Raw genomic sequence first — 26726 nt, forward strand, 5'->3', positions numbered from 1 at the left:
GCAAGTAACAAGAACAGATATCAAGGGGAGGAAACAATGACGGTGACGACGGAAACCTGGCGCGGGCGCATCGCCCTGATGGTCGCGCATTGCGCCGGAATGGTTGACCTCGTGGCGCTGCCGGTCTGGGTGGGCACGCTGATCGCGCGCTACAAGTTCAGCCCGCAGCAGGCCGGATTGCTGGCCACTCTGTTCCTGCTCGGCGCCGTGCTCAGCAGCCTGTTCTTTGCGCCGCGCTTCAACCGCCTGAACGCCCGGCTGGCAGCCGCTGCGGGATACGCCGCGGCCGCGCTGGTGTTCATGGCCGCGAGCCGAACGTCGGAGTTTCCGCTGCTCGCGCTGCTGCATGCGCTGGCGGGGGCGACGGCGGCCTGCGGCTTGAGCTTCACCCATGGCACCATCGCGCGCAGCGCCAATCCGCACCGGCTGTTCGCGATCGTCGGGATGGCGCTCGGGGTGTTCGCAATTCTCTTCCTCGGCCTGACACCCAATCTCGTCGCGAGCTTCGGCGGGCCGGCGCTGTTCATCGTGTTCGCAGGCGTCATGGCGATCGCGGCGCTGGCGTCCGCGATATCGTTTCCCAAGGGCGTCATGCGCAGCGAGGAGGATCTCATCGCCGAGGTCAGCCATCTGCCGCGCGCGGTGTGGTTCGGGATCGCCGGCATCAGCGCGATGGCCCTGACGCAGGCGATGCTGTTCAGCTTCATCGAGCGCATCGGCATCGATCACGGCTTCGGCGCGGAGACGGTCACCGGCGTGCTGATCGCGCTCGGCTTCGTCAACCTGCTGCCGGCGCCGTTGGCCGCGCTTCTGGAGCGACGGCTGCCGGCGCGCCACGTGCTGCTGGCGGGGCCGGTCTGCCAGGCGCTGATCGCAGTGACGATCACCTTCGGCTCGGGCTTGCTCGCCTATGCCGTCCCGACCGCGGTGTTTGCGGCGGTGATGATCTTCACCCACACCTTCGCCTTCGGCCTGTTGTCGCGCCTCGACCCGACGGCGCGCGCGCTCGCCGGCACGCCGGCGATGCTGATGATCGGCGCCGCGATCGGTCCCATTCTCGGCGGCACCTTGGTGCAACTGTTCGGCTATCCCGCGCTCGGGCTCGGCGCCGTCGTCATCTCGTCGGTCGCCGTCGTGATGTTCTCGCGCGTGTTCGCCGCGCGTGAGACCGCCTCCGCTCCCTCTCTCGAAATCGCCTGACCAGGAGACCAGTTGCATGACCCTTCCGCAGATCCGCCGCGTCGTCACCGGACATGACGCCGAAGGCGCCGCCGTGATCTCGTCCGACGGCGCGCTGCCGACCGTGACCGAGCTCGCGGCGATCCCCGGCACCTTCTTCCACGAGGTGTGGAGCACGCAGGCGACGCCCGCGCCGATCGACAACGGCCCCGATCCGACCGTCGGGCCTCTACGGCTGCCGCCGCCGGCACATGGCAGCCGCATCCGCTTCGTCGACATCCCGCCGGACACCGAGGACTTCCTGCGCAACGGCGCCGAGCGCATGCAGGCTGCGTTCGGCCAGATTGGTGATCCCCACGCCTCGACGGTGACGAAGGAATCGCCGCACCCACTGATGCATCGCACCGAGACGATCGACTACGGCATCGTCATCTCCGGCGAGATCACGCTGGTGCTCGACAAGGGCACCGCGGATCTGAAGGCCGGTGACGTCGTGATCCAGCGCGGCACCAACCATGCGTGGGCCAATCGCAGCGACAAGCCGTGCCGGATGCTGTTCATCCTGGTCGACGGCAAGTTCGGTCCCGACGCCAATCCCGGCAAGGCCGACCGATGAAGCTCGCGACCTATCAGAACGGCAGCCTGGACGGCCGCCTCGTCATCGTCTCCAGCGATCAGGCGCGCGCCGTCAGCGCTGGAGCCATCGTGCCGGATCTCGCGAGCGCGCTGCGGCGCTGGCGCGAGGTCGAGGCGCCGCTGCGCGATCTCGCCGGCCGGCTGGAGACGGGCGCGGCGTCGGACGTCTTCGCGTTCGATCCCGCGCGCTGCGCCGCGCCGCTGCCGCGCGCACCGCAATGGCTGGACGGCTCGGCGTTTCTGAATCATGGGCGGCTGATGGACATCGCCTTCAACAAGCCGCCGATCCCGGACTTCGAGACCATTCCGGTCATGTACCAGGGCGCGAGCGACGACTTTCTCGGCCCGCAGGCCGATGTCCCGTTCGTGTCCGAAGCCGACGGCATCGATTGCGAGGGCGAGTTCGGCGTGATCGTCGACGAGGTCCCGATGGCGGTCACGGCCGAGCAGGCGGCACAGTGCATCCGGCTGCTGGTACAGATCAACGATTGGAGCCTGCGCGCGGTCGGCGCGCGCGAGGTGCGCACCGGCTTCGGCTTCCTGCAGGCGAAGCCCTCCACGAGCTTCGCGCCGATCGCGGTGACGCCCGACGAGATCGGCGCCGCCTGGCGCGGCGGCCGCGTGGACATGGCCCTGCATGTCGAGCGCAATGGCGCGCGGATCGGCGCGGCATCGGGCGGCGAGATGGCCTTCTCGTTTCCGCAACTGATCGCCCATGCCGCGCGGACGCGCCGCTTGAGCGCGGGCACGATCATCGGCTCGGGCACGGTCTCGAACGCTGATCGCAAGGCCGGATCGAGCTGCCTCGCGGAGGTCCGGGCGATCGAGATGATCGAGCGGGGCGAGGCGCGAACGGCGTTCCTGCGCTTCGGTGAGCATGTCTCCATGGAGGCCCGCTTCGCCGACGGCCGCGCCGGACCGTTCGGCCGTATCCATCAGCATGTGGTGCGCGCCGCCGGCGCGACGACGGCCTGAGGCGATGCGCATCCTGGTCACCGGCGCCGCCGGCTTCATTGGCTCAGCCTTGCTGCGCCGGCTGCTGATGGACGCGACCATCGCCGAGATCACCGCGATCGATCTCGCGGAACAGCCAATCGGACTGTCCGATCCTCGTCTGCGCTGGATCAGCGGCGCGCTGGATGCGGCGATGCTGGCCCGACTCGGGGAGCCCGCCTTCGACCGGGTGTTTCATCTCGCCAGCGTCCCGGGCGCGCGCGCCGAGGCAGATCCGGCGCTCGGGCGTCGCGTCAATCTCGATGCCTCGCTTGACCTCCTGCAATGGCTTGCGCAAGCACGGCACCGCCCGCGCGTGGTCTATGCCAGCAGCATCGCCGTCTATGGCAATTTCGAGGACGCGGTGGTGAGCGCGCGCACCGAGCCGCGGCCGACCACGACCTACGGCGCCCACAAGCGGATGGTGGAAATCGCGCTCGCCGATCACACCAGGCGCGACGAGATCTCGGGCGTCTCGCTGCGGCTGCCAGGGATCGTGGCGCGGCCGCGCCCGGTGAGCGGCTTCGGCTCGGCCTTCATGAGCGAGCTGCTGCACGCGCTCGCCGCCGGCGAGCCCTATGTCTGTCCGGTCTCTGCAGCAGCCACCTGCTGGTGGCTGTCGCAGACGGCGGTGGTCGACGATCTCGTTCGGGCGGGCGCGGCCGAGATCTGCGGAGCGCTGCAGCTACCCGCGCTGCATCTCTCCATCGGAGAGGTGGTGGAGGGCCTTGCGCAGCTGTTCGGCGCCGAGCGGGCGCGGCTGGTCAGCTACGCGCCCGATGAGCGCATCGAGGCGGTGTTCGCCCGCTATCCAGCGCTGGATGCGCGGGCCGAGATGGCGCAGGGCTTCGCCCATGACGGCTCGGTCGCGGCGCTGATCTCGCATGCGCTGGCGGCTGGGTGATCCGGATCGTCTCGGTGCCGCTCACCGCTCGATCGTGCCGAGCCGCCGGATCTTCTGTTGCAGCAGCATCACGCCGTAGAGCAGGGCCTCCGCCGTCGGCGGGCAGCCGGGCACGTAGATGTCGACCGGCACGATGCGGTCGCAGCCGCGGACGACGGAATAGGCGTAGTGATAATAGCCGCCGCCGTTGGCGCAGGAGCCCATCGAGATGACGTAGCGCGGCTCCGGCATCTGGTCGTAGATCTTTCGGAAGGCCGGGGCCATCTTGTTGGTGAGCGTGCCGGCGACGATGATCACGTCGGACTGCCGCGGCGAGGCGCGCGGCGCGAAGCCGAAGCGCTCGGCGTCCCAGCGCGGCATCGACATCTGCATCATCTCGACCGCGCAGCAGGCGAGCCCGAAGGTCATCCACATCAGCGAGCCGGCGCGCGCCCAGGTGATCAGCTCCTCGGCGCTTGCCGTGAAGAAGCCCTTGTCGGCGAGATCGTTGCGGACGCGGATGAAATAGGGATCGGTCGCATTGTCGGGCTTGCCCTGACCGGGCCGCAGCGCCTGCCTGCCCGGCGCGCTGTCATCGAAAGGGATCACCATGCTGCTCTCATCGGCGGAATCGTCGTCGCGCGATCCTGCAAGCACCGCTGGATCGCGCCGGCGGACAATGATGCTGGCGACCTGCCGTTCCTATCGGTGGTGGAGAGCGCCGAGGGCCAGCGCCGATCACGCGGGCGCAGCGGCGGCTTGCGGCTTCCCGGGGCAGGCGACGCGCGAGAACGGTTTGGGAGGTGTCGCGTCCGCGGCCGATCAGAGCGGCCGGCGAGTCGCGATCGAGCCGGGCGAGTTGGGGAGGGTCTTGATCGAGGCCGGGCCGACCGGCCGGACGCGCCGGTCGGACTGCCGCCACTGCCGGACATTGACGAGGATTCCCGCCAGCAGCAGCGGCGCGACGGCGAAGACGGCCAAGAACGGCGACAGCGGCTTCGGCGAGATCATCTCGAGCACCATCTCGGAGACCATCCAGAGCGTGCCGAAGACGACCGCGAAATCGACCGGGGGAATGCGCAGCCAGTACAGGAAGCCGGCCACCAGAACGGCGGGTGCGATCGCCGGGCCGATCATGTAAAAGGTCAGCTCCGGCGGCGTCAGGGCGTCGAGAAGCATGGACGCCAGCAGCCACAGGCTGAAGAACATCACCGCGCCGTCGAGATATCGCATGGCCCAAACCTCCGCCGCGACATTTTGGCGCAATCTTTGTCCGGTTTGTGGCTCTCTCGTCAAGCGGGGAACTTTAGATTTGACCTCCGATTTGCGGCCAAGGTGGGTGAATTGGCCCGGTTGTGCGCCTGCGGAGGGCCCGGGCCCCTCCACAGGCGTCCTCGGTCAGGGCGCGTGGTGGCCCGCAACCGCCGCTTCGAGCCTGGACTTCATCAGCCGGAACCGCTCGTCGATCTGCTCGGGGTGGTCGCGGTTGAGCGCGATCATCGCGCGCCGCGTCTCGTTGGTGCGGATGACCTCGCGGGCACCGGAAACGAGGCCCTCGACCAGCGCGTCGGCGACCATCTCGGGCGTCTCGCGCGCGAAACCGAGATCGGGGCCGGCCTTGTTGCTCGCCATCATCGGCGTCTCCGTGGCGCCGGGATAGACCGTGAGCACCCGCACGCCCTCGTCGAGCAGCTCGCGATGCAGTGCTTCGCCGAACCGTGCGAGGCCGGCTTTCGCCGCGGCATAGGTCGCGTAGAACGGGGCGCCCACCAGGGCGATTCCGGACGCGACATTGATGATCGCGCCATCACCGCTGGCGCGGAGCAGCGGCAGCGCCGCGCGGGTCCACAGGTCGGGGCGAGCAGGTCGACCTCGATCATGGCGCGGATGTCGGCTGTGTCGGTCGCCTCCAGCCGACCGGCGCGGACGTTGCCGGCATTGTTGACGAGGATGTCGAGCCGGCCGAAGCGGTCGCGGGCCAGCGCCAGCGTCTGGCTGCAGGCGGTCTCATCGGCGACATTGCCGGCGAGCGTCTCGACCTTTGCGCCGTGGCCGGCGGCAAGGTCCGCGGTCGCAGCGAGCTTCGATGGCGTGCGGCCGAACAGCACGAGGTGGGCGCCGCGCTTGGCGAGCGCGAGCGCGGTGGCGCGGCCAATGCCGCTGCCGGCGCCGGTGATCAGGGCGACCTTGCCGTCGAGTGTCATGGGGCTGTCTCCTCTCCGGGGCTGATCAGGCCGCGGCCGTCGCCAGCGCGGCCAGCCCCGCCTCGGGCTCGAGCCGCGTCCGGTAGTCCGGGCTGACATGCGCGAGCAGGATGCGGCCGCCCTTGGCGACGACATAGGTCGCGGGGATCGGCAGCGACCAGCGGCCGTCGCCATTGTGCACCGGCAGGTCGTGACCGAATTTCTGGTACAGCGCCTTGATTGGCGCCGACAGCTCATAGCGGATGCCGAGCGCATCGGCGAGGCGACCTTCGGTGTCGGACAGCACGTCGAAGGCGAGCGCGTTCTTCTCCGCTGTCGTCAGCGTGTTGTCCGGCGTTTCCGGCGACACCGCGACCAGGCGCGCGCGGCGCGCGGCGATCTCTGGCAATAGCGCCTGATAGGCGCGGAGCTCGAGATTGCAGTAGGGGCACCAGCCGCCGCGATAGAACGTCACGATGATGGCGCTCTCGGCGATGAGGGGCGCGAGATCGGTGATGCCGCCTTTGTGGTTGGGCAGCGCGAGGGCGGGGAAGGTCGCGCCTTGCTGTATTGCGCGGTCCGCGAGAGCTTGGAGCGCTGCGTTGTCGGTGTCGACCAGCGTGGCGATGTCATCGCCGACGCGCGAGGTCCAAGCCGTCTTGAAGGCATCGAGTTCGGTTTGCAGTGACATGATGATGATCCCTTTGAAATGGAAACAGCGAACGGCTTGCTCGGTCTGCGCCTCTCCCCGCCTGCGGGGAGAGGTCGGATCGCATCGTCAGATGCGATCCGGGTGAGGGGGTGCAGGTCTCGCAGCGAAGACTTCCCGTGCGGCTGCCCCTCACCCCAGCCCTCTCCCCGTGAAGGACGGGGAGAGGGAGCGCAGCGCCGCTGCGGTGAAGAGCTGAGTTCAAAACGGGAAGCGGGCTGATGAAGTTTTGGTCGGAGGATGCGCCGCGCTCAGCGTTGCCCCGCCGTCATCTGCTGCACCAGCGCATTGGCGCTGGCGCCTTCGAGGGCGAGGCCGTAGCCGACTTCGCGGACGATACGCTCCTTCAGCGGCTGGATGAAATGGATGCGGCTGTTGCGGCGGGTGACTTCGGGTTGGCGCAGATAGAGCGCGGCGAGCTCGCGGGCGACGGCGACGGTCTTGCCGTCGTCGGTGATGTGGTTGACGACCCCCCAGCTCGCCGCCTCCTGCGCCGACAGCGGCTGCGGGTTGAGCAGGAAGGCCTGCGCGCGGCCGGCGCCGGCGCGATACGACCAGGTGGTGAAGATGCCGTCGCCGGGCACGATGCCGCCGGCGAAATGCGGCAGGTCGTTGAAGGTGGCGCCGCGGCCGGCAACGATGACATCGGCGAGCAGCGCATATTCGGTGTGGATGTGGGCGCGGCCCTCGATCGCGGCGATCATCGGCACGCGGATGTTGGCGATGTTCTCGAGGATCTGCGTGCCCTCGTCATGGACGCGCGACCACACATGGGCGTCGCCGACATTGCCGAAGCTCGCGAAGTCGATCTCCGCCATGTAGTCGCCGACGCCGGTAAGGATGACGATCTTGTTGTCGCGATCGCGGCCGATCTCGTAGAAGGCATCGGTGAACTCGGTGTGATCGCGCGCATCGAAGCGGATCGGTCCGCCATCGCTGTGCATCTCGACCAGCAGCACGCCCTGGGCGTCGCGGCTGAGGCGCAGATGGGCGAAGCGGGTGAAGTAGGACGGGGTCATGGCTCTCTCCGATGCGATGGCCGGCGACGTGCCGGCCGTTTGCTGATGGGAGGACCTTCGCGCATTCGAGATGCTTGGATAATTGGCGGTGACCAGATATCATTCATACGTTTTTCGTATGGATTGATGAGATGGATCTTCTCGCACCGATGCGGACCTTCGTGCGGGTGGTGGAGGCCGGCAGCTTCACCGCCGTCGCCACGGAGCTGAACACGACGCAGCCGACGATCAGCCGCCAGATCGGCGCGCTGGAGGATCATCTGCGCACGCGGCTGTTCACCCGCACCACACGCGCGCTGACGCTGACCGATGACGGCCGGGTGTTCTACGAGCACGCGCTGCGCGCGCTGGAGGCGGTGTCGGAAGCGGAAGGCGCGGTCGGACGCCGCCGGCAGAAGCCGTCAGGGCTGCTGCGGCTGGCGGCACCGGTCGTGTTCGGCCGGCTGCATGTGGTGCCGCGGCTGCCGGCGTTCCTGAAGCGCTATCCGGACGTCTCGATCGATCTGATCATGAGCGACAGCTTTGCCGACCTAGTCGAGCAGGGCATCGATGTCGCCATCCGTGTTGGCGACATCACCGATCCCGGGCTGATCGCGCGGCGCATCGGCACGGTGCAGCGCGTGACCGTGGCATCACCCGCCTATCTCAAGGCGCATCGCGCGCCGAAGGCGCCGGCCGATCTCGCCGAGCATCAGTGCATCGTCTACACCCGGCTCGCGACCGGAAACCGCTGGCTGTTCGAGGGCACGGACGGACCCGTCGCGGTCGAGGTGAGCGGGCGCTACCGCGCCGACAATTCGGAAGCCGTGCGCGACGGCGTGCTCGGCGGGCTCGGCATCGCCGTGATCCCGACGTTTGCATTTTCCCAGGAGATCGAGAGCGGCGCGGTCAAGGTGCTGCTTCAGGACTTCGCGCCACGGCCGCTGCCGATGCATGCGGTCTATGCCTCGCGGCGCTTTGTGCCGCTCAAGGTGCGCGCGATCATCGATCATCTCGCCCACGAGTTCTCGCTCGACTCGCGGCTGTCGTCCTACACGGCGTGATGCCGCGCGTGCGGGGCTGGAACGGCATCCGCCGCCCATGCGTTCGATTTCGGCAAAGGGCCGACCGGGGTCGGCGACACGCCAGGAGATTGTCATGGAACGCACGATCATCGACCATTTCGCCACCCGCCGCGCCGCCGAGCTCGCCGTCGAGCATCTGGTGCAGGACCACGGCATTGCCCGCACCGACGTCTCCGTGCGCGCCGCAGGTGAAGCCAACAGTGCCGGCTCGAAGGCCGCCGGCGCCGACGTCGAGAGCGGCCATCCCGGCGTCGACAAGCAGGGGGCGCCCGAGCTCGAAGGTGAGATCGAGGTGTCGGTCGGTGGCCGCGCCGCCGGCTCGGCAGACGTGGAGAGCATCATGCGGGAGGCGGGAGCGCGGCAGGTGAGGAGTCGGTAGTCTGCCGCGCACGTCTTGCGGCGGGTTCGACCGTATGGTCAGTGCCGCGCCGTCAGGGCAGGGACACGTCCTTCTCACCGTCGGACTCGATCAGCGTGAGCCTCCCCGGCGCGCCTTCGCCGTCGGCGAGGTAGCGAAAGCTGTCGAGGACGGGTCCGCTTGGAATGCCGAGCAACTCGGCCAGGGCGGTCAACCTGTCTTCTTCGAGAAGGAAGGGTCTTGCCGCGGATGGCTCGGTTGCCTGAGTGACCGGCTGCGCTGCGAAGCGCCTCTCGATTTGGGCCAGGAGCTGCTCAGCGGCGGCGTATTTGGATCCTGGGCAGCCATTTTTGGATAGGACTGTATCACTTTCTTGCGCACCGCTTCGAGAACATCGTTCTGCGTGGGTTGCGCGTCATTCCGGGACAATGTCTCGGGATGCAGCAGGCGCGACAGGCGATCATGTGCATCATCCGCCTCGCAATAGGCCGCAACGACCTCGGCCTGTCCTCCGGTCGGCGCCAAACTCTCTCCCGTGAAAAAGCCCGGCGCCGAATTGTAGCTGTCGAGCAGCTTTCCGTGATCGACCAGGACGTACAGCAGAATATCGCTGTCATGAACGATGAAGCCGATCACCGGCCGCTGCAAAGCAGTCGAGAGCGCATGGGCGATCTCCGAAAGCGCGACGTCGTCTTGAAACGCGGCTTCAGGGTAGAGGCTGGTCCATCGATCGCCCGGCGCCCGGCGGATATAGGCAGGGACGACTGCAAGCGATCTGAGCGCGTCAATGACGGCCGCAGGCTCAGCATCTCGAACATGTAGGTTGGTGATGAACGATCCCATGGTCCCCGTCACATTCGGATGCCGATGGCGGAGTGCCTGTTTCTCCATGACCGGCGATGCATTCGTCCCGCGGAACGAAATCTGGCACATGGGACTCTCGACTGCAACGAGATGGTCTGCTCATACGACGAGCTACGCGTGACGTGCGGATGCCGAACGCAAAAAGGCCCGGGCGCGTCGAGACGCGTCCGGGCCGGTTAATGCTAGTGCAGTGTCGCTCCGCGAGAGCTCTCCTCCTGCGCCGTGATCCAGGCGATCACGGCCTCGGAGAAGCCGTCGACCCGCGTCCAGGGCCCGTATCCGACCCCGTGCTGGTACGACGCCACGTTGACCATGGTCCCGCGCGCCTTCGGCTGTGGCACCGGATCGTGGCTCTGCTCGTCGGTGAAGACGATCAGGCGGTCGCCCTTGCGGTCGACCTCGCTGACCGCACGCCCGAGATAGGTCCCGGAATGCGGCTGCGATCCGAGGATCGCATCGCGCAGTGCGAAGCCACGCCGCGGCGGCACCTTCACGACCTTGTCGCTGAACGTGAAGATCTCCACCTCGTCGCAGACCTCGCGGGCCAGGATCGCAAGCCCGCACGCCGCCTCCGCGCGCGTCATCTCCGACTGCGCGGACAGCTTGGCGAACATCGAGCCTGACACGTCGATCAGGAGCCGCGTGCGACCTGGAAGCCGCGCGTAGCCCTTGATCGCGCGCAGCATCGCCTGCTCGAGCTCGGGCTCGAAATCAGGCGCGTGCCGGGCCGCCGTGATGAACCGATACGGCAGGACACGGTCCGTCCGCATCGTCTTCAGCGCGGCCGCGATGGCGTCGCGCGACACCCCCGCCTGACGCATCAGGCGCAGGTTGCGCAGCAGCGCCAGGGCTCCGAGCCTGTTATCAGCAAGCAGCCGCTCGAAGCTCTCCCGCTTGTCCGCCCCAGTCGAGAGCGCGACCTCCCAGGTGTCGGGCGAGGGGAGTGCGCCATCGACGAGCTGCTTCCACACCGCCTCCTGGGCGTCGTCCTTGGGCCTGGCGTGGACCAGGAACAGGACGTCGCGCAGCCGCACCGGGCCTTCGCGGTCATACTTCGCGAGCTGATAGGCGTCGAACTTCGCGAACGCCTTCGCCAGCCCCTTCTTGATCTGCGCCGAAACCGGCTGCCGCTTGCGCTGCTGCTGCGGACCCAGAGAATCCGCCCAGTAGATCGCAAGCAGCTCGGTCATCTCGTCCGGCCGCTGGATGATGCGCGCAAGCGTCTCGGCGACCAGCGCGCGGTGCTGGGGCAGCCTGGCCATCTCGCGGGCGACGAGCAGCGGCGCGTGCCGCAGCTTCATCTCCTCGCGCGCGCGCACCGCGAGCTGCGCGACCTCGCGCGGCTCGACCTGAGCCACGAGAGCCTTGATCCGATCGGCGATCGCGATCCCGTCCTCGTAGAACTGGTCCTCCCACAGCAGGCAGCTCATCAGCGTGCGCTGAAGTGCCTGCACCGGCGCGAGCTGGCGGGACGGCGCACCCTCATGGGTGAAGGCGCGCAGGTACTTGTTGAGCCTGACCATGGTTGGCCTCCTCTCGTTGGGTTGGTGATGTCGGATAGAGCGGCGTGAGCCGGCCGGCACGCGTGATCCCCTCGGGGGATCACGCGCGTTGGGGACCGCGCGCCGGGAACGGGCGAATGCTGAGCTCCGCTCCACCTGCGTGGAGCGGATAGCGCTCTGCCGCTGAGCTACCGGCGCAAGGTACGCCGGGTGGGAGTCGAACCCACGACCTCTCGATCCACAATCGAAGTATCAGCATTCTTCACCACGGCACGTGGAAGACGGGACGCAGATATCTCTGCGCTCTCTCTGGATATGACCGTCTGTTCGACGACGATCCGTGACATGGATCACGAGCCGGGAACGGGCGACGACTGTACCCGGCCCACTTGCGCGGGCCGGACAGTGCTCTACCCCTGAGCTACCGGCATTTGCGCCGGGCGGGACTCGAACCCGCGACACCTGGCGTGGCAAGCGAAGTAACAGTCGTCTTCACCACGGCTCGTGAAACTGGTCGGCGGGGAACGGGTGATGCTGTTGCTCCCCTTGGAAGTCCATTGGGGAGCGCTCGGGTTTCAATCGAAGTAACAGACATCCTCACCACCGCCTGGCCGTCCGGCGGGTCGCCGGACGGCGTTGTTGGCCTGCTGGGGAACGGGCGACCACGGCGATACGACGATCGAAACGCAGGTTTGGCATCAGCCTCACCGCAACCCGCGACTCACCCATCTCGCTTGACGGATTCCACGGTACGATCGATCGAAGGCGGCTCATCGCCGCATTGGCGCGAAGGATCCGCGATCTTCACCACCAGCAGCTCCCGGCCGCGGACGGCCGGGAAATCAAATAGCTTGTCTGCGGCGCATCAGTGCGCCGCGTGTTGCGAGCTCCTGGGAGCTCGCTCTGTCATCGGTGTCCGGCCTCACGCCTCGTTCCCTCCGACAGGCCCCGCGCTCTTGGGCACGCGCATCATTTGCGCGAGCCCCGGGATCCGGGTCTCCCGTTCCGGCCGATGGCCGGGGCATTTCGTGTAGTTCGCCGTGCCGCCGGCTCGCGAGGGCAACAAAAAACCCTCCGGAGCGGCTGGCTCGGGAGGGTCCGTGTGAACAGACGGTTGATCTTGCCTCAAGCAAGACCGCTCCCCCGAGCAAGGCATGCGCCATCCATCGGCACGAAGCCGCTGGAGGTGCAGATCAGATGTTCGAAGCGAAATGACATGGTCTTGCTCATCAGTGTCGCGTGCGCAGTTGCCCGCGAGGCCGGCGTAACTACGCGCCTTTGCTGGTGCTGTCAACAGCGGCGTGCGAATTTATTGTTAGCGTGTTACGGCTTGATCTGAAGCAACGCGAGGCTCCGATGCGCCTCTATCGTGATCTCACGAGGATGGTGGCGGGCGTGTTGTGATGAACAGACGGCAGATCCTTTTGGGAGCGGGTGGCGTGCTGCTCACGGGCGCGCTCGGCTCGGCTGCCTGGCGGGCCGCCACCGGGACGATGTCCGAGTATGACGAGTACAGCGCGCGGTTGCGCGCGCCATTATCGCCGGAGATCTCCGACGTCATCCGCTATGCGACGCTCGCAGCCAACAGCCACAACACCCAGCCGTGGCGCTTTCGCCTGTCGCGCGATGTCATCGAGGTGCGATCTGATCTGTCGCGCCGGACGCCGGCGGTCGATCCCGACGATCATCACCTGTTCGTGAGCCTTGGCTGCGCCGCGACCAATCTCGCGATTGCCGCCGCGTGCAGCGGCCGTCCCGGCGAGATCAGCATCGACGGACAGACGGTGCGATACGCCTTCACGACGGCCGATCGGAACGACGATCCGTTGTTGGGTGCGATCGTCCGCAGGCAGTCGACGCGGAGCGAATATGATGGACGTCCGGTGCCGACCGGCGAGCTCGTCGCGCTGCAGTCGGCTGCCGCCATGCCCGGGGTCGATCTCGTCCTCATCACGGCGCCCGCGCGCGTTGCTGATATCCGCGATCTCGTCATCGCCGGCAATGACGCGCAGATGCATGATGCGGCTTTCATGCGCGAGTTGAAGAGCTGGATCCGGTTCAATCCGCGCAGTGCGATGGAGAGCGGTGACGGATTGTTCGCAGCCGCGAGCGGCAATCCGTCGCTGCCTTCGGCGCTCGGCGGCGTCGCTTTCGATCGGGTGTTCGATGCGGCGGCCGAGAACGACAAATATGCGCGCCAGATCACGTCATCGGCGGGGATTGCCGTGTTCGTGGCCGAGCAGGCCGATCCAGCCGGCTGGATCAGGGCAGGGCAGGCCTGCCAGCACTTCGCGCTCGAAGCGACGCAGCTCGGACTGAAGCTCGCCTTCATCAACCAGCCGGTCGAAGTGGCCGCGCTGCGTCCCGAACTGGCGCGATTGATCGGCACCGACCGGCGGCCGGATCTCGTGCTGCGCTTCGGCTACGGACCCGCGCTGCCATTCGCGCCGCGGCGCCGCGTGGCGGACGTGCTGAGTTCCTGAGTCGTTCCTGTCAATCTTGACGGATTCGCGACTCGATGCATTGCTCACGCACATGTTCGAGAACACCCGATTGGCACGCATGAGCGACGGGCATTATTGCCTGGTGCGCGACCTTGGCCTGGTCAAGGGCGGCAAGGGCATGCGTTATCATGAGGTGGTGGTCGATTTCAGCTATCGCGGGATCAAGGTATTTGCCAAGCAGGGCGCGTCGATGCTGCTGCGCCGCGTCGCGGCGAAGCTGGCGCAGCATGAGGCGACGTCGAAGCTGCCGGCGCTGCTGCGCGTGCGTCTGCGCGAGCCGCAGTAGACGTCACCGTTCGGGCCTGCGCTTCGGATCGTACGGACTGTCCGGGTTCACATCGAGATCGACATCAGCGACGCAATATTGCGGCTGGCTGTGGCTGCGTCCGGAATGCCAGCGTCCCTCGCGCAGCTCGACCTCGCTCATCCCGGCGATGTCGAAGCACTTCCATTGACCGCCCCGGGGCAGGCCGCTGCTCGCGCCGCCCGCGAACTGGAAGGCGAGCACGCGCTCGCGGCCCGCCGTATGGCCAAGGATGATCGGACAGACCGCGCGGGCGTGGCCGCGATACAGGCACAGCACCTGCCGGCGCGTGATCATCGCCTGCATGATCATGTCGTAAGTCGGACTCGGCATGCGCCATCTCTGCACATCGGCTGCACGATAAGACCATCCTGCAGCACCAGTTCCCAGGCCAGCCTTGCAGCGCGAGCGCATGGGCTTAGATTGAGACTTCAACGCAACAGGCGAGCCAAGCCATCATGTCCGATCTCTCCAGCTTCCCGATCACCACGCGCTGGCCGGCGCAGCATCCCGACCGCATCCAGCTCTATTCGCTGCCGACGCCCAACGGCGTGAAGGTCGCGATCATGCTGGAGGAGACCGGGCTGGCCTACGAGCCGCACGCGATCGATTTCGGCAAGGACGACCAGAAGACGCCGGAGTTTCTGTCGCTCAATCCGAACGGCAAGATCCCGGCGATCATCGATCCCGATGGCCCCGGCGGCCAGCCGCTCGGCCTGTTCGAGTCCGGCGCGATCCTGCAGTACTTGGCCGAGAAGACCGGCAAGTTTCTCCCCGCCGATCCGGCGCGGCGCTGGCAGACGATCCAGTGGCTGCATTTCCAGATGGGCGGCATCGGGCCGATGTTCGGCCAGCTCGGCTTCTTCCACAAATTCGCCGGCCGCGAATACGAGGACAAGCGGCCGTTGCAGCGCTATGTCGCCGAGAGCAAGCGGCTGCTCGGCGTGCTCGACGCGCGGCTCGACGGACGCGAGTGGATCATGGACGGCGACTACACCATCGCCGACATCGCCACGCTCGGCTGGGTGCGCAACCTGATCGGCTTCTACGGCGCGCGGGAGATCACGGCCTTCGACGAGCTGAAGCACGTGCCGGCATGGCTGGAGCGCGGCCTGGCGCGGCCGGCGGTGCAGCGCGGGCTGGAGATCCCGAAGCGGCCGTGATCGTCAGCGAAGCCGATTTCGAGCGTTGCCTGGATGAGGTGCTGTCGGCACCTGCGGTGCCGGGCGACGGCGTGCTCGGCCCCGACAGCGTGATGTGGCGGGTGCATCGCGAGGCGGCGCTGTTTCTCGGCGCCGGCCGTGCGCTGCTGCTGCAACTCGCCCATCCCTGGGTGTCGGCCGGGATTGCCGAGCAGTCGAAGGTGTTCGCCGATCCGCTCGGCCGCTTCCACCGCACCTTCGGCATCGTCTACACGATGGTGTTCGGCACGCGCGATCAAGCGGTGGCTGTGGCGCGGCGGCTGTACCGGCGGCACGCGGCTGTCGATGGCGTGATGACGCAGACGGCCGGACCGTTCGCGGCCGGCTCGCGCTATCGCGCCAACGACGTCGAGGCGTTGCGGTGGGTGCATGCGACGCTGGTCGAGACCGCGATGGTGTCCTACGGCCTGTTGCGCCCGCCGCTCAGCGAGGACGAGCGCGAGCAGTATTGGCGCGAGGCGATGCGCTTCGCCGGGCTGTTCGGCATTCCTCATGAAATGCTGCCACCGGATTGGAATTCGTTCAAAGCTTACACGGCCGGGATGATGGACTCGGAGACGCTCACGGTCAGCACCGCTGCGCGCGACATTGCGCAGCGTATCTTTTCCGGAGAGGCGACCCTGATCGGACCGCCGCACTGGTTTACTGCGCTGACCGCCGAGATGCTGCCGGACCGGCTGCGGCTTGCTTTCGATCTGCCATATGGCGCGCGGCAACGCCGCAGCGCCGCGCGTGCTCGCATCTGGCTGAGGCGCGTCTACGGCGCATTGCCGGAAAGAGTGCGGACTGTCGGTCCCTATCAGGAAGCGATGGCGCGCATCCGCGGCGAGCCGTGTCCGCCCATCACCCGCCTGCTCAACCGCGCCTGGATCGGCCAGCCCTTGATGCCGGCAGCGAGCGGAGCCGTGCAGCGTAGTGCCCACGGCTGAACGCCATCCGGCTGAGTGTGTGACCGAGTTCATATCGATGCGTGCGTGCCCGCGCTACGATCCATGACGCCCGGACCGTGAACCGGGCTCAAGCCAGCATGCTGGAGACTCCGATGGATGCGCTGACGCTGCTGATCATCCGCCACGCCGAGAAGCCCGACGGCGACGTCACAGGTCCTGGGCTGACCCACAAGGGCAAGACGGATTCGAAATCGCTGGTGATCTTCGGCTGGGAGCGGGCAGGGGCCTGGACGGCGTTATTTGGCAGCGGCATCGGTGGGACCGACTATCCGACGCCGCAGGCGGTCTATGCCGCCAACCCCGACAGCGCCGAGGACGGTTCAGATCCCAGCCGGCGGCCTTATGAGACGGTGCTGGAACTGGCCGCGCGTGTCGGCCTCGCCAAGCCGAACACGTCGTTCGCAAAAGGACAGGAAGCCGCGCTTGTAGCAGCCCTGCTGCCGCTGTCGGGCACCGTCCTGGTCGCATGGGAGCACAAGGCTATTATCACTGACATCCTGCCGCGACTGCCGGTGAGCAACGCGGACAAGCTGCCGACCCATTGGTCGGGCAAGCGTTTCGATGTGGTGCTGCGCTTTGATCGTGCCGCCGGCGGAACCGATTTCAAGTTCAGCGAGCTCCATCCCTGCCTGATGCCGGGCGATTCCGACAAGCCGCTGAAGAGCGATCCCAAGGACGAATGAACCTCTCGGCCGAAGCGGCAAGTCTGGCCTTAAGTCTGATCCACCGGGGCTCCTGATCAGGCGATCGCAATGTCCTCGCGGTCCCTGGTCTCCTCGACCCAGGCGTGGGCGGCGAACCATTCATGATACGTGCGGCAGTGCGGGCAATAAGCGCGCGAGAAGAACACGGGCATGCGCTGGAAGCGCGCGGCATCCATTTCCATTCCTGTCTCGATGCTGCGGCCGGTCTGCGGACAACGCACCATGATCTTGCCCATTCGCGGTCTCCTGTTCGCGCGCCAGATACGCCGGGGATGCGAAGAAAATGTAATGCTCAGCCGACACTTTCATGGCAAAGGTCCGTGTGAATTCCGACTGCGGAACGAACGGCGTCTGCGCATCAAAAGCAGGTGAATCGCACTGCAAAATGCGGGGCCGATTGTCGCAACATGAGACATTCGCTGCAGTCGCACACGAAGGGTTGAGGACAACCGGCATGAGCATCACGATCTACGGAATCAAGAACTGCGACACGATGAAGAAGGCGCGCGCCTGGCTCGATGAGCACCGCATTGCCTACGACTTCCACGACTACAAGATCGCGGGAATCGACAACGCGACGTTGAAGGCGTGGAGCGACGAGGTGGGCTGGGAGGTTCTGCTCAATCGCGCCGGCACGACCTTCAAGAAGCTGCCCGATGCTGAGAAGGAGGGGCTGACCGAGAGCAAGGCGATCGCGTTGATGCTGGCGCAGCCGTCGATGATCAAGCGGCCGGTGCTCGATCTCGGAGCCAAGCGCGTGGTCGGCTTCAAGCCGGACGTCTACGCGACTGAGGTGAAGGCCGCGAAATAGGAGCTGAGCCGCCACCATCTTCGCGCTCGCGAGATCCGCGGCGCGAGCCCAGATCATAGAAATGGCGGTGGTCCGGTATTCTAGGTCTACGAGTAGACCACAACAGAAACAACGCGAGGTTCATCAGCAGCCCCGCGACCCGTTTGCTCAGCTTTCCGCCTTGCTTAACTCCCTCGTTTGACGGCATATTCCGGCCCGAAGCGGTCGCGGAGGGCGACGCGGAATCGTTCAAGCCCTCCAGGAGAGCCGCCGTCCAGGAAGAAGCGAGGGCCAGGCGAGACACGCGCCGGCTGGGGGGAATCTGTTTGGCTGACGAGTTCATTCTCGAGACCCACGGATTGACGAAGGAATTCGCGGGGTTTTTTGCCGTACGCGATGTTTCGCTCAAGATCCGCCGGGGCACCATTCACGCGCTGATCGGCCCCAACGGGGCCGGCAAGACCACGTGCTTCAATCTCTTGACCAAGTTCCTGCGGCCGTCGGCGGGCAAGATTCTCTATAAGGGGCAGGACATTACGGCTGTGGCGCCGGCTGACGTGGCGCGGCTCGGCCTGGTGCGTTCTTTCCAGATCTCAGCGGTGTTCCCGCATCTGACCGCGCTGGAGAACGTCCGCGTCGCGCTGCAGCGCCAGCATGGCTGGTCATTCGACTTCTGGCGCTCCAAGAGCGTGCTGAACCGCTTCAACGGCCGCGCGCTGGAGCTGCTCAATGACGTGGGCTTGAGCGAGTTCGCCAATATTCCGGCTGTCGAAATGCCCTATGGACGCAAGCGCGCGCTGGAGATCGCGACCACACTCGCGCTCGATCCGGAGATGATGCTGCTGGACGAGCCGATGGCCGGCATGGGCCATGAGGACATCGACAAGATCGCAGCCCTGATCAAGCGCATCTCGGCCAAGTACACGATCCTGATGGTCGAGCATAATCTCAGCGTCGTCGCCAACCTCTCCGACACCATCACCGTGCTGACGCGCGGGCAGGTGCTGACCGAGGGACCATATTCCGAGCTCTCCAAGGATGAGCGCGTCAAGGAAGCCTATCTGGGAGCCGGACATGCCTGAGGTGATGACGGCCAACAAGCCGGGACAAGCGCAAGGGCAGGCGGCCGCGACGAACACCATTCTCGACGTCAAGAATCTCGAGAGCTGGTACGGCGAGTCCCACATCCTCCACGGCATGAACTTCAACGTGAATGCCGGTGAGGTCGTGACCTTGCTCGGGCGCAACGGCGCCGGCAAGACCACGACGCTGAAGTCGATCATGGGGATCATCGGCAAGCGCACCGGCTCCGTCCAGTTCAACGGCCAGCAGTTGATCCGGATGACCTCGGACAAGATCGCGCGGCTCGGCATCGCGCTGTGCCCGGAGGAGCGCGGCATCTTCGCGAGCCTCGATGTGCGCGAGAACCTGCTGCTGCCGCCGGTGGTGCGCCCGGGCGGGCTTTCGCTCGATCAGATCTTCGAGCTGTTTCCGAATCTGAAGGAGCGGCTGAAGAGCCAGGGCACCAAGCTCTCCGGCGGCGAGCAGCAGATGCTGGCGATCGCCCGCATCCTGCGGACCGGTGCGAGCTTCCTGATGCTGGACGAGCCGACCGAAGGTCTCGCGCCCGTCATCATCCAGCAGATCGGCCACACCATCGCACGGCTGAAGAAGGAGGGTTTCACGATCCTCCTCGTCGAGCAGAACTTCCGCTTCGCCTCGACGGTGGCCGATCGCTACTACGTCGTCGAGCACGGCAAGGTCATCGACGGTTTCGCCAATGCGGACCTCGCCGCCAACATGGACAAGCTGCATACTTATCTCGGCGTCTGACCGGCGCCGGGACTGTTTTCTTGGAATTTGGAAAGTTGGACATGAAGAGCAAATTCATCACGTCATGGTTGCTGGGAACGGCGCTCACCTTGGCCGCGGGCAGCATCGCGCTGGCCGGCGACAAGACCGTCAAGATCGGCGCGCTGTCCGATCAGTCGGGTTTGTATTCCGACCTCGGCGGCCCCGGCTCGACCTTGGCGACGCAGATGGCGATCGAGGATTCCGGCCTCGCGGGGAAAGGCTGGAAGATCGACGTGGTCACCGGCGACCATCAGAACAAGCCTGACATCGGCACCTCGATCGCCCGGCAGTGGTTCGATGTCGACAAGGTCGACATCATCGTCGACGTGCCGAACTCCGGCGTGGCGCTGGCGGTGAACAACGTCGTCAAGGAGAAGAACGGCGTCTACATCAATTCGGGCGCGGCGACCTCCGACCTCACCAACGCGCAGTGCTCGCCAAATACCGTGCACTGGACCTACGACACCTACATGCTGGCCCACACCACCGGCCAGGCGCTGGTCAAGGCGGGCGGCACGAGCTGGTTCTTCCTGACCGCGGACTACGCCTTCGGCGCCGCGCTGGAGCGCGACACGACGGCAGTGGTCACCGCCAATGGCGGCAAGGTGATCGGCGGCGTCAAGCATCCGCTCAACACCTCGGACTTCTCGTCCTTCCTGCTCCAGGCGCAGTCGTCGGGCGCCAAGGTCATCGGCCTCGCCAATGCCGGCGGCGACACCACCAACTCGATCAAGCAGGCGGCCGAGTTCGGCATCACCAAGGGGGGCCAGAAGCTCGCCGCGCTGCTCTTGTTCCTGACCGACGTCAAGTCGATCGGGCTCGACATCGCGCAGGGCCTCAACTTCACCGAGACGTTCTACTGGGACATGAACGACCAGACCCGCGCCTTCTCGGCGCGCTTCTCCAAGCGCATGAAGAACGGCGCGCCGCCGACCATGGTGCAGGCCGGCGTCTATGCTGGCCTGATGCATTACTTCAAGGCGCTGGAGGCGCTCGGCGAGAACCCGCATGACGGCGTCAAGGTCGTGGACAAGATGAAGTCGATGCCGACCGAGGATGCGCTGTTCGGCAAGGGCGAGATCCAGCCCAACGGCCGCACCATCCACACCGCCTATCTGTTCGAGGTCAAGAAGCCGTCGGAATCGAAGGGCCCGTGGGATCTGTACAAGCTGGTCGGCTCGGTGCCGGGCGATCAGGCCTTCACGCCGCTCGACAAGAGCGCATGCGCGCTGTTGAAGAAGTAAGCCGCTGCCGCCCCGGTGGCCGAGGCCGCCGGGGCGCTGCTGTCCTCAAGGAAACGCCGAGAGAAACAGAACAAGACGATGCAGGCTCTCTACGCACAGCTCCTGGTCGGACTGATCAACGGCTCGTTCTACGCGCTGCTCAGTCTCGGGCTTGCCGTCATCTTCGGCATGCTCAACATCATCAATTTCGCGCATGGCGCGCTCTACATGATGGGCGCGTTCTGCGCCTATTTCCTGCTGAATATCGGCGGCATCAACTACTGGCTGGCGCTCTTGCTCGCGCCGATCATCGTCGGCGCCTTCGGCATGGTGCTCGAACGCACCATGCTGCAATGGCTCGCCGGGCTCGATCACCTCTACGGGCTGCTGCTGACCTTCGGACTGGCCCTGATCATCCAGGGCGTGTTCCAGAACTTCTTCGGCTCGTCGGGCCTGCCTTATGCCATTCCCGAACAGTTGCGCGGCGGCATCAATCTCGGCTTCATGTTCTTACCCGTCTACCGCGGCTGGGTGGTGATCTTCTCGCTCGTGATCTGCCTCGCCACTTGGTTCCTGATCGAGCGGACGCGGCTCGGCGCCTATCTGCGCGCCGCGACCGAGAACCCGACCTTGGTGCGGGCGTTCGGCATCAACGTGCCGCGCATGATCACATTGACCTATGGCCTCGGCGTCGGGCTTGCCGCGCTGGCCGGGGTGTTGTCGGCGCCGATCAACCAGGTCCGTCCCTTGATGGGCGAGAACATCATCATCGTCGTGTTCGCGGTCGTCGTGATCGGCGGCATGGGCTCGATCATGGGCTCGATCATCACCGGCTTTGCGCTCGGGGTGATCGAGGGACTGACCAAATATTTCTATCCCGAGGCTTCCAACACCGTGGTCTTCGTTCTGATGGTCCTGGTGCTGCTGGTGAAGCCGACGGGTCTGACCGGACGGGCGGCCTGACATGACATCGATCACCGACGACACCCAGCCGATCACCCCGCGCGCGATGCGCGACGAGATGATCGTGTTCGTCATCATGGCGGCGCTGCTCGCCATCGTGCCGTTCACCGGGCTGTACCCGTTCTTCGTCATGCAGGCGCTGTGCTTTGCGCTTCTCGCCTGCGCCTTCAACCTTCTGATCGGCTATGGTGGCCTGCTGTCTTTCGGCCACGCGATGTTCCTCGGCACGGCCGGCTATTGCAGCGCCCATGCGCTGAAGGTCTGGGGGCTGCCGCCGGAGCTCGGCATCCTCACCGGCGTCGCCGGATCGTTCGTGCTGTCGGTGATCACCGGCTACATCTCGATCCGCCGCCAGGGCATCTATTTCGCCATGATCACGCTGGCGCTCTCGCAGTTGCTCTATTTCATCTATCTGCAGGCGCCTTTCACGCATGGCGAGGACGGAATCCAGGGCATTCCTCAGGGCCGCATGTTCGGCGTCCTCGACCTGTCCAAGCCGACGGTGCTCTATTATGTCGTGCTCGCCGGTTTCCTTGCCGGCTTCCTCATGATCTTCCGCACCATCAACTCGCCATTCGGCGAGGTGCTGAAATCGATCCGAGAGAATGAGCAGCGGGCGATCTCGCTCGGCTACAAGACTGATCACTACAAGCTGCTGGCGTTCATCCTGTCCGGGACCTTGGCGGGTCTTGCCGGAGCGCTGAAGGTCTTTGTCGCCCAGAATGCGTCGCTGACCGATGTCGAGGTGGCGATGTCGGGACAGATCGTGCTGATGACGCTGGTCGGCGGGCTCGGCACGGTGTTTGGACCGGTGGTCGGGGCCTTCGTCATCGTGGGCATGCAGCAATATCTGGCCGGGTTCGGGCAGTGGGTGACCGTCATCCAGGGCGTGATCTTCGTCGCCTGCGTGCTCACCTTCCGCCGCGGGGTGATCGGCGAAATCGCCCATCTGTTGAAGCGGTCACTCTAAGCCGTTGATCTAACGAAGGTTATCAAAAGGGCAGAATGCGGTGGATCAGCCGTCCTCCGCTTCTTCTGCGGCGTGATCCGGAGTATGACACTTCTGTGACGGGCCAGCCCTGGCCTGTTTCGGAATGGATGGATCTCGTCCCATGCTCAACTGGTTCCGCGCCGTCCTCCCCAAGGAGGAGCGGTTTTTCGATTTGTTCGCCCGCCACAACAAGGTGGTGATCCAGGGCGCGCATGCGCTTGTGGATATGCTGAAGGGCGGCGACGACGTGTTGACCCATTGCCAGCGCGTCAGCCAGTTCGAGAACGACGCTGACAACATCACGCGCGAGGTGCTGACCGCCGTCCGCCGCACCTTCATCACCCCGTTCGACCGCGGTGACATCAAGAACCTGATCACCTCGATGGACGATGCCATCGATCAGATGCAGCAGACCGCCAAGGCGGTGGTGCTGTTCGAGGTCAAGGAGTTCGAGCCGACGATGCGCGAGATGGGCACTCTCTTGGTCGACTGCGCCAACCTGATCGGGAAGGCGCTGCCGCTGCTGCAGGCGATCGGCCAGAACGTGCCGATGATCACCGCGATTACCGAGGAGATGACCAAGCTCGAGGGCCGCGTCGACGACCTCCACGACATCGGGCTCAAGGAGCTGTTCCTCAAGCACCGCAACGCCAACACGATGGACTTCATCGTCGGCGCCGAGATCTACGATCACCTCGAGAAGGTCGCAGACCGCTTCGACGACGTCGCCAACGAGATCAATTCGATCATGATCGAACAGGTCTAGGGTAGGGCCGCGCCGTGGACGCTCAACTCGGCCTGCCCATCCTGGTCTGCCTCATCGCCGTCGCGCTCGCCTTCGACTTCCTGAACGGCCTGCACGATGCCGCCAATTCGATCGCGACCATCGTCTCGACCCGCGTGCTGCGGCCGCAATACGCCGTGTTCTGGGCCGCGTTCTTCAATTTCGTTGCCTTCGGCGTGTTCGGCCTGCATGTCGCGCAGACCATCGGCACCGGGATCATCGACCCGGCGATCGTCGACGCGCAGGTGATCTTCGCAGCCCTTGTCGGCGCCATTGTCTGGAACCTCGTGACCTGGGCGGCTGGCATTCCCTCCTCGAGCTCGCACGCGCTGATCGGTGGTCTGGTCGGGGCAGGGGTCGCCAAGGCCGGCATCTCTGCCGCGGTGTGGAGCGGCCTGTCGAAGACCGTGCTGGCCATCGTGCTGTCGCCGCTGGTTGGCCTGATCCTCGCGATGATCCTGGTTGCGATCGTGTCCTGGGCCTCGGTGCGCTCGACGCCCTTTGCCGTGGATCGCGCCTTCCGCATCCTGCAATTCGCTTCCGCCTCACTGTATTCGCTCGGCCATGGCGGCAATGACGCGCAGAAGACGATGGGCATCATCGCGGTGCTGCTGTACTCGCAGGGCCATCTCGGCGAGCATTTCACGGTGCCGTTCTGGGTCGTGCTGTCGTGCCAGGCGGCGATGGCGATGGGCACCCTGATGGGCGGCTGGCGCATCGTCCGCACCATGGGCCTGCGCATCACCAAGCTGAACCCGATGCAGGGCTTCTGCGCCGAGACCGGCGGCGCCATCACCCTGTTCCTGGCGACCTTCCTTGGCGTCCCCGTCTCGACCACCCATACCATCACCGGCGCCATCGTCGGCGTCGGCGCCGCCCGCCGCGCCTCGGCGGTGCGCTGGAACGTCGCCGGATCGATCGTCTACGCCTGGATCTTCACGATTCCGGCCTCCGCCATCGTCTCGGCCCTGAGCTTCTGGCTGGTCTCGGTGCTCCGGCACTGACCCGGGTTGGACGGAAAATGAAAGTCGATCGCCACGGGAGGTCCACCTCTCCCGTCGGGAGAGGTCGGATTGCATCGCCAGATGCAATCCGGGTGAGGGGATCAGGTCGTTCTGAGGCACCCCCTCACCCGGCGCTGCGCGCCGACCTCTCCCCGGTGGGGAGAGGTGGATCCGGTCGCCTGGGCCAAGAGGTTAACTCCCCGGTTGGAGTTGCGGTGCAAAACGCCTATATGGAGGGCGCGCGGCGGCCGTGAGCCCGCGCTTTTCCCATGACATCGCCGCTCTCTGGCCCTGAAACGACGTCCGCCGCCCCATGTCCGATATCGCCGTCACCACCGACCAGCCGTCCCGCTCGCCTCTCTCCGACGAGGTGGCGCGCCGGCGCACCTTTGCCATCATCTCGCATCCGGACGCCGGCAAGACGACCTTGACCGAAAAGCTGCTGCTGTTCGGCGGCGCCATCAATCTCGCCGGCCAGGTCAAGGCCAAGGGCGAGCGCCGCAACACCCGCTCGGACTGGATGAAGATCGAGCGCGAGCGCGGCATCTCGGTCGTGACCTCGGTGATGACCTTCGAGTTCGAGGGTCTGGTGTTCAACCTGCTGGACACGCCGGGCCACGAGGACTTTTCGGAAGACACCTACCGCACGCTGACAGCGGTCGACTCGGCCGTCATGGTGATCGACGCCGCCAAGGGCATCGAGGCGCGCACGCGAAAGCTGTTCGAGGTCTGCCGCCTGCGCGACATCCCGATCATCACCTTCATCAACAAGATGGACCGCGAGAGCCGCGACACCTTTGATCTCCTGGACGAGATCGAGAAGACGTTGGCACTCGACACCACGCCGATGACCTGGCCGGTCGGCCGCGGCCGCGACTTCATCGGCACCTATGACATCCGCGATGGCGGCGTGCGCCTGCTCGAGGGTGGCGGCGCCAAGACCGGCGCCGCGCAGCAGATCGAAATCTCCGAGCTCGGCAAGCTCAACGCCAATCTCGACATGGGCCAGATCACCGACGAGCTCGAGCTGGTCAAGGAAGCCTGCAAGCCGTTCGAGCTCGACGCATTCCGCGAGGGCCATCTCACGCCGGTGTATTTCGGCAGCGCGTTGCGCAATTTCGGGGTCGGCGATCTCTTGGAAGGCCTCGGCCGCTACGCGCCGTCGCCGCGCGCGCAGGACTCCAATTTGCGCAAGGTCGATGCCGCCGAGCCGCGCATGAGCGCCTTCGTGTTCAAGATCCAGGCGAACATGGACCCGAACCACCGCGACCGCATCGCGTTCGCGCGGCTGTGCTCGGGCAAGCTCAATCGCGGCATGAAGGCCAAGCTGGTGCGCACCGGCAAGACGATGCCGCTGTCGAGCCCGCAGTTCTTCTTCGCCCAGGACCGCTCGGTCGCTGACGAAGCCTTTGCCGGCGACGTCGTCGGCATTCCCAACCATGGATCTTTGCGCATCGGCGATACCCTGACCGAGGGCGAGGACCTGACCTTCGTCGGCGTGCCGAGCTTCGCCCCGGAAATCGTCCGCCGCGTCCGCCTCACGGACGCGATGAAGGCTAAGAAGCTCAAGGAAGCCTTGCAGCAGATGTCGGAGGAGGGCGTCGTGCAGGTGTTCCGCCCGCGTGACGGCGCGCCCGCGCTGGTCGGCGTCGTCGGTCCGCTGCAGCTCGACGTGCTGAAGGCGCGGCTCGATGCCGAGTACTCGTTGCCGGTCGAGTTCGAAATCTCCGAGTTCTCGCTGGCGCGCTGGATCTCCTGCGACGACAAGAAGAAGCTGGAGGCATTCATCGCCTCCAACAATTCCGGCGTCGCGGACGACGTCGACGGCGATCCGGTGTTCCTGGCCAAGAACGAGTTCTATCTCGGCTACACCAAGGAGCGCGCCGAAGGCATCGTGTTCTCCAACGTCAAGGACGTGAAGAAGAAGGCGTGAGGTCTTGCTCCGCCTTCGGCCGTCAGTCCGGGACATCGCGCAGCGATGAGCCCGGCATCCATCTCGCCCGCTCGTGATGCCACCGATGGAATCCAGAGGCGCCGAGCGGGTGCCCCGCTTGGCGCCTCCT

At 65.9% G+C, this 26726-nt stretch carries 30 protein-coding genes, 1 tRNA gene and 2 pseudogenes; 20 read left to right on the forward strand and 13 right to left on the reverse strand.

The window, feature by feature from the left end; genetic code table 11:
- The first annotated feature begins 42 nt into the window (after positions 1 to 42).
- Genes ACVILH_RS24505 through ACVILH_RS24520 form a run of 4 tightly spaced genes read left to right on the forward strand, consistent with a single transcriptional unit; the run spans position 43 to position 3712 of the window.
- Positions 43 to 1200 carry an MFS transporter gene (locus ACVILH_RS24505; RefSeq protein WP_456717064.1) on the forward strand — a complete coding sequence of 386 codons (1158 nt, stop codon included), beginning with the start codon at positions 43 to 45 and terminating at the stop codon, positions 1198 to 1200.
- A 16-nt stretch (positions 1201 to 1216) separates the two neighbouring features.
- Positions 1217 to 1795: a cupin domain-containing protein gene (locus tag ACVILH_RS24510; protein ID WP_456715176.1), complete on the forward strand. Its 579-nt coding sequence runs from the start codon at positions 1217 to 1219 to the stop codon at positions 1793 to 1795.
- Positions 1792 to 2790, forward strand: coding sequence for a fumarylacetoacetate hydrolase family protein (locus ACVILH_RS24515; RefSeq protein ID WP_456715177.1), 999 nt, complete (start codon positions 1792 to 1794; stop codon positions 2788 to 2790). The genes ACVILH_RS24510 and ACVILH_RS24515 overlap by 4 nt, the downstream gene beginning before the upstream one ends.
- A gap of 4 nt (positions 2791 to 2794) precedes the next feature.
- Complete coding sequence (locus ACVILH_RS24520; protein ID WP_456715178.1) at positions 2795 to 3712, forward strand: NAD-dependent epimerase/dehydratase family protein; 918 nt, start codon at positions 2795 to 2797, stop codon at positions 3710 to 3712.
- 21 nt (positions 3713 to 3733) lie between these two features.
- Here the strand turns inward: ACVILH_RS24520 and ACVILH_RS24525 are convergent, their stop codons facing one another.
- The 7 genes and pseudogenes from ACVILH_RS24525 to ACVILH_RS24555 form a co-directional block, all read right to left on the reverse strand.
- Positions 3734 to 4303: a NuoB/complex I 20 kDa subunit family protein gene (locus tag ACVILH_RS24525; protein ID WP_456715179.1), complete on the reverse strand. Its 570-nt coding sequence runs from the start codon at positions 4301 to 4303 to the stop codon at positions 3734 to 3736.
- A gap of 210 nt (positions 4304 to 4513) precedes the next feature.
- Entirely contained in the window at positions 4514 to 4900 is a 387-nt protein-coding gene (locus tag ACVILH_RS24530) for a hypothetical protein (RefSeq protein WP_456717065.1), read from the reverse strand.
- Between the two features lie 189 nt (positions 4901 to 5089).
- Complete coding sequence (locus ACVILH_RS24535; RefSeq protein ID WP_456715180.1) at positions 5090 to 5326, reverse strand: hypothetical protein; 237 nt, start codon at positions 5324 to 5326, stop codon at positions 5090 to 5092.
- A gap of 30 nt (positions 5327 to 5356) precedes the next feature.
- Positions 5357 to 5692, reverse strand: a pseudogene (locus ACVILH_RS24540) (SDR family NAD(P)-dependent oxidoreductase); the annotation flags it as partial.
- Positions 5608 to 6030, reverse strand: a pseudogene (locus ACVILH_RS24545) (SDR family NAD(P)-dependent oxidoreductase); the annotation flags it as partial. The pseudogenes ACVILH_RS24540 and ACVILH_RS24545, both read right to left, overlap by 85 nt.
- A complete protein-coding gene (locus tag ACVILH_RS24550) occupies positions 5921 to 6565 on the reverse strand; it encodes a peroxiredoxin-like family protein (protein ID WP_456715181.1) in 645 nt (214 codons plus the stop codon). The gene ACVILH_RS24550 and the pseudogene ACVILH_RS24545, both read right to left, overlap by 110 nt.
- Before the next feature lie 269 nt (positions 6566 to 6834).
- Positions 6835 to 7602 carry an enoyl-CoA hydratase/isomerase family protein gene (locus ACVILH_RS24555; RefSeq protein WP_456715182.1) on the reverse strand — a complete coding sequence of 256 codons (768 nt, stop codon included), beginning with the start codon at positions 7600 to 7602 and terminating at the stop codon, positions 6835 to 6837.
- 131 nt (positions 7603 to 7733) lie between these two features.
- On the opposite strand from ACVILH_RS24555, the gene ACVILH_RS24560 reads away from it, so the two are divergent.
- Together ACVILH_RS24560 and ACVILH_RS24565 are read left to right on the forward strand one after the other, a co-directional pair.
- The gene (locus ACVILH_RS24560; RefSeq protein WP_456715183.1) at positions 7734 to 8645 is read left to right on the forward strand and encodes a LysR family transcriptional regulator; all 912 of its coding nucleotides are present in this window, start codon (positions 7734 to 7736) and stop codon (positions 8643 to 8645) included.
- Between the two features lie 94 nt (positions 8646 to 8739).
- Positions 8740 to 9045: a hypothetical protein gene (locus ACVILH_RS24565; RefSeq protein ID WP_456715184.1), complete on the forward strand. Its 306-nt coding sequence runs from the start codon at positions 8740 to 8742 to the stop codon at positions 9043 to 9045.
- Positions 9046 to 9097: 52 nt separating this feature from the next.
- Here the strand turns inward: ACVILH_RS24565 and ACVILH_RS24570 are convergent, their stop codons facing one another.
- The 4 genes from ACVILH_RS24570 to ACVILH_RS24585 form a co-directional block, all read right to left on the reverse strand.
- Positions 9098 to 9238: a hypothetical protein gene (locus tag ACVILH_RS24570; protein WP_456715185.1), complete on the reverse strand. Its 141-nt coding sequence runs from the start codon at positions 9236 to 9238 to the stop codon at positions 9098 to 9100.
- Positions 9235 to 9957: a hypothetical protein gene (locus ACVILH_RS24575; RefSeq protein ID WP_456715186.1), complete on the reverse strand. Its 723-nt coding sequence runs from the start codon at positions 9955 to 9957 to the stop codon at positions 9235 to 9237. The genes ACVILH_RS24570 and ACVILH_RS24575 overlap by 4 nt, the downstream gene beginning before the upstream one ends.
- A gap of 113 nt (positions 9958 to 10070) precedes the next feature.
- Positions 10071 to 11411, reverse strand: coding sequence for a TROVE domain-containing protein (locus ACVILH_RS24580; protein WP_456715187.1), 1341 nt, complete (start codon positions 11409 to 11411; stop codon positions 10071 to 10073).
- A 181-nt stretch (positions 11412 to 11592) separates the two neighbouring features.
- A tRNA-His gene (locus tag ACVILH_RS24585) sits at positions 11593 to 11666 on the reverse strand.
- Between the two features lie 1127 nt (positions 11667 to 12793).
- Here ACVILH_RS24585 and ACVILH_RS24590 point away from each other — a divergent pair.
- Positions 12794 to 13873, forward strand: a complete 1080-nt coding sequence (locus ACVILH_RS24590) for an Acg family FMN-binding oxidoreductase (protein ID WP_456715188.1) — start codon at positions 12794 to 12796, stop codon at positions 13871 to 13873.
- 79 nt (positions 13874 to 13952) lie between these two features.
- A complete protein-coding gene (locus ACVILH_RS24595) occupies positions 13953 to 14180 on the forward strand; it encodes a hypothetical protein (RefSeq protein ID WP_456715189.1) in 228 nt (75 codons plus the stop codon).
- A 3-nt stretch (positions 14181 to 14183) separates the two neighbouring features.
- Here ACVILH_RS24595 and ACVILH_RS24600 read toward each other — a convergent pair whose 3' ends face one another.
- Positions 14184 to 14531 (reverse strand): hypothetical protein, encoded by a 348-nt coding sequence (locus tag ACVILH_RS24600; RefSeq protein WP_456715190.1) that lies wholly within the window; start codon positions 14529 to 14531, stop codon positions 14184 to 14186.
- A 125-nt stretch (positions 14532 to 14656) separates the two neighbouring features.
- On the opposite strand from ACVILH_RS24600, the gene ACVILH_RS24605 reads away from it, so the two are divergent.
- From ACVILH_RS24605 to ACVILH_RS24615, 3 genes are all read left to right on the forward strand, one after another.
- Entirely contained in the window at positions 14657 to 15361 is a 705-nt protein-coding gene (locus tag ACVILH_RS24605) for a glutathione S-transferase N-terminal domain-containing protein (protein ID WP_456715191.1), read from the forward strand.
- Positions 15358 to 16329 carry an oxygenase MpaB family protein gene (locus ACVILH_RS24610; protein ID WP_456715192.1) on the forward strand — a complete coding sequence of 324 codons (972 nt, stop codon included), beginning with the start codon at positions 15358 to 15360 and terminating at the stop codon, positions 16327 to 16329. The genes ACVILH_RS24605 and ACVILH_RS24610 overlap by 4 nt, the downstream gene beginning before the upstream one ends.
- Before the next feature lie 113 nt (positions 16330 to 16442).
- The gene (locus tag ACVILH_RS24615; protein WP_456715193.1) at positions 16443 to 17033 is read left to right on the forward strand and encodes a histidine phosphatase family protein; all 591 of its coding nucleotides are present in this window, start codon (positions 16443 to 16445) and stop codon (positions 17031 to 17033) included.
- Positions 17034 to 17089: 56 nt separating this feature from the next.
- On the opposite strand, the gene ACVILH_RS24620 is transcribed toward ACVILH_RS24615, so the two are convergent.
- Positions 17090 to 17290: a hypothetical protein gene (locus ACVILH_RS24620; RefSeq protein WP_456715194.1), complete on the reverse strand. Its 201-nt coding sequence runs from the start codon at positions 17288 to 17290 to the stop codon at positions 17090 to 17092.
- 218 nt (positions 17291 to 17508) lie between these two features.
- Between ACVILH_RS24620 and ACVILH_RS24625 the strand changes: the two genes are divergently transcribed.
- The 9 genes from ACVILH_RS24625 (at position 17509) to ACVILH_RS24665 (ending at position 26596) form a co-directional block, all read left to right on the forward strand.
- Complete coding sequence (locus tag ACVILH_RS24625) at positions 17509 to 17865, forward strand: ArsC family reductase (RefSeq protein WP_456715195.1); 357 nt, start codon at positions 17509 to 17511, stop codon at positions 17863 to 17865.
- Positions 17866 to 18170: 305 nt separating this feature from the next.
- A complete protein-coding gene (locus tag ACVILH_RS24630; RefSeq protein ID WP_456715196.1) occupies positions 18171 to 18926 on the forward strand; it encodes an ABC transporter ATP-binding protein in 756 nt (251 codons plus the stop codon).
- Positions 18919 to 19677 (forward strand): ABC transporter ATP-binding protein, encoded by a 759-nt coding sequence (locus ACVILH_RS24635; RefSeq protein ID WP_456715197.1) that lies wholly within the window; start codon positions 18919 to 18921, stop codon positions 19675 to 19677. The genes ACVILH_RS24630 and ACVILH_RS24635 overlap by 8 nt, the downstream gene beginning before the upstream one ends.
- Positions 19678 to 19718: 41 nt before the next feature.
- On the forward strand, positions 19719 to 20942 hold the full coding sequence (locus tag ACVILH_RS24640; RefSeq protein WP_456715198.1) for an ABC transporter substrate-binding protein: 1224 nt from the start codon (positions 19719 to 19721) through the stop codon (positions 20940 to 20942).
- Positions 20943 to 21020: 78 nt separating this feature from the next.
- The gene (locus tag ACVILH_RS24645) at positions 21021 to 21884 is read left to right on the forward strand and encodes a branched-chain amino acid ABC transporter permease (protein WP_456715199.1); all 864 of its coding nucleotides are present in this window, start codon (positions 21021 to 21023) and stop codon (positions 21882 to 21884) included.
- 1 nt (position 21885) lies between these two features.
- On the forward strand, positions 21886 to 22854 hold the full coding sequence (locus tag ACVILH_RS24650; protein ID WP_456715200.1) for a branched-chain amino acid ABC transporter permease: 969 nt from the start codon (positions 21886 to 21888) through the stop codon (positions 22852 to 22854).
- 142 nt (positions 22855 to 22996) lie between these two features.
- Positions 22997 to 23641, forward strand: a complete 645-nt coding sequence (locus ACVILH_RS24655) for a DUF47 domain-containing protein (protein ID WP_456715201.1) — start codon at positions 22997 to 22999, stop codon at positions 23639 to 23641.
- 14 nt (positions 23642 to 23655) lie between these two features.
- Positions 23656 to 24663, forward strand: coding sequence for an anion permease (locus tag ACVILH_RS24660; RefSeq protein WP_456715202.1), 1008 nt, complete (start codon positions 23656 to 23658; stop codon positions 24661 to 24663).
- 313 nt (positions 24664 to 24976) lie between these two features.
- Positions 24977 to 26596, forward strand: a complete 1620-nt coding sequence (locus ACVILH_RS24665; RefSeq protein ID WP_456715203.1) for a peptide chain release factor 3 — start codon at positions 24977 to 24979, stop codon at positions 26594 to 26596.
- The last annotated feature ends 130 nt before the right edge of the window (positions 26597 to 26726 follow it).

The sequence above is a fragment of the Bradyrhizobium sp. USDA 4353 genome, assembly GCF_054063215.1.

Excerpts from the sequence above, each read along its gene's own strand:
- ACVILH_RS24510 (WP_456715176.1), top strand. The coding sequence starts at position 1,217 with ATGACCCTTCCGCAGATCCGCCGCGTCGTCACCGGACATGACGCCGAA.
- ACVILH_RS24515 (WP_456715177.1), top strand. The coding sequence starts at position 1,792 with ATGAAGCTCGCGACCTATCAGAACGGCAGCCTGGACGGCCGCCTCGTC.
- ACVILH_RS24520 (WP_456715178.1), top strand. The coding sequence starts at position 2,795 with ATGCGCATCCTGGTCACCGGCGCCGCCGGCTTCATTGGCTCAGCCTTG.
- ACVILH_RS24525 (WP_456715179.1), bottom strand. The coding sequence starts at position 4,303 with ATGGTGATCCCTTTCGATGACAGCGCGCCGGGCAGGCAGGCGCTGCGG.
- ACVILH_RS24530 (WP_456717065.1), bottom strand. The coding sequence starts at position 4,900 with ATGTTCTTCAGCCTGTGGCTGCTGGCGTCCATGCTTCTCGACGCCCTG.
- ACVILH_RS24535 (WP_456715180.1), bottom strand. The coding sequence starts at position 5,326 with ATGATGGCGAGCAACAAGGCCGGCCCCGATCTCGGTTTCGCGCGCGAG.
- ACVILH_RS24550 (WP_456715181.1), bottom strand. The coding sequence starts at position 6,565 with ATGTCACTGCAAACCGAACTCGATGCCTTCAAGACGGCTTGGACCTCG.
- ACVILH_RS24555 (WP_456715182.1), bottom strand. The coding sequence starts at position 7,602 with ATGACCCCGTCCTACTTCACCCGCTTCGCCCATCTGCGCCTCAGCCGC.
- ACVILH_RS24560 (WP_456715183.1), top strand. The coding sequence starts at position 7,734 with ATGGATCTTCTCGCACCGATGCGGACCTTCGTGCGGGTGGTGGAGGCC.
- ACVILH_RS24565 (WP_456715184.1), top strand. The coding sequence starts at position 8,740 with ATGGAACGCACGATCATCGACCATTTCGCCACCCGCCGCGCCGCCGAG.
- ACVILH_RS24575 (WP_456715186.1), bottom strand. The coding sequence starts at position 9,957 with ATGTGCCAGATTTCGTTCCGCGGGACGAATGCATCGCCGGTCATGGAG.
- ACVILH_RS24580 (WP_456715187.1), bottom strand. The coding sequence starts at position 11,411 with ATGGTCAGGCTCAACAAGTACCTGCGCGCCTTCACCCATGAGGGTGCG.
- ACVILH_RS24590 (WP_456715188.1), top strand. The coding sequence starts at position 12,794 with ATGAACAGACGGCAGATCCTTTTGGGAGCGGGTGGCGTGCTGCTCACG.
- ACVILH_RS24595 (WP_456715189.1), top strand. The coding sequence starts at position 13,953 with ATGAGCGACGGGCATTATTGCCTGGTGCGCGACCTTGGCCTGGTCAAG.
- ACVILH_RS24600 (WP_456715190.1), bottom strand. The coding sequence starts at position 14,531 with ATGCCGAGTCCGACTTACGACATGATCATGCAGGCGATGATCACGCGC.
- ACVILH_RS24605 (WP_456715191.1), top strand. The coding sequence starts at position 14,657 with ATGTCCGATCTCTCCAGCTTCCCGATCACCACGCGCTGGCCGGCGCAG.
- ACVILH_RS24615 (WP_456715193.1), top strand. The coding sequence starts at position 16,443 with ATGGATGCGCTGACGCTGCTGATCATCCGCCACGCCGAGAAGCCCGAC.
- ACVILH_RS24620 (WP_456715194.1), bottom strand. The coding sequence starts at position 17,290 with ATGGGCAAGATCATGGTGCGTTGTCCGCAGACCGGCCGCAGCATCGAG.
- ACVILH_RS24625 (WP_456715195.1), top strand. The coding sequence starts at position 17,509 with ATGAGCATCACGATCTACGGAATCAAGAACTGCGACACGATGAAGAAG.
- ACVILH_RS24635 (WP_456715197.1), top strand. The coding sequence starts at position 18,919 with ATGCCTGAGGTGATGACGGCCAACAAGCCGGGACAAGCGCAAGGGCAG.
- ACVILH_RS24640 (WP_456715198.1), top strand. The coding sequence starts at position 19,719 with ATGAAGAGCAAATTCATCACGTCATGGTTGCTGGGAACGGCGCTCACC.
- ACVILH_RS24645 (WP_456715199.1), top strand. The coding sequence starts at position 21,021 with ATGCAGGCTCTCTACGCACAGCTCCTGGTCGGACTGATCAACGGCTCG.
- ACVILH_RS24650 (WP_456715200.1), top strand. The coding sequence starts at position 21,886 with ATGACATCGATCACCGACGACACCCAGCCGATCACCCCGCGCGCGATG.
- ACVILH_RS24655 (WP_456715201.1), top strand. The coding sequence starts at position 22,997 with ATGCTCAACTGGTTCCGCGCCGTCCTCCCCAAGGAGGAGCGGTTTTTC.
- ACVILH_RS24665 (WP_456715203.1), top strand. The coding sequence starts at position 24,977 with ATGTCCGATATCGCCGTCACCACCGACCAGCCGTCCCGCTCGCCTCTC.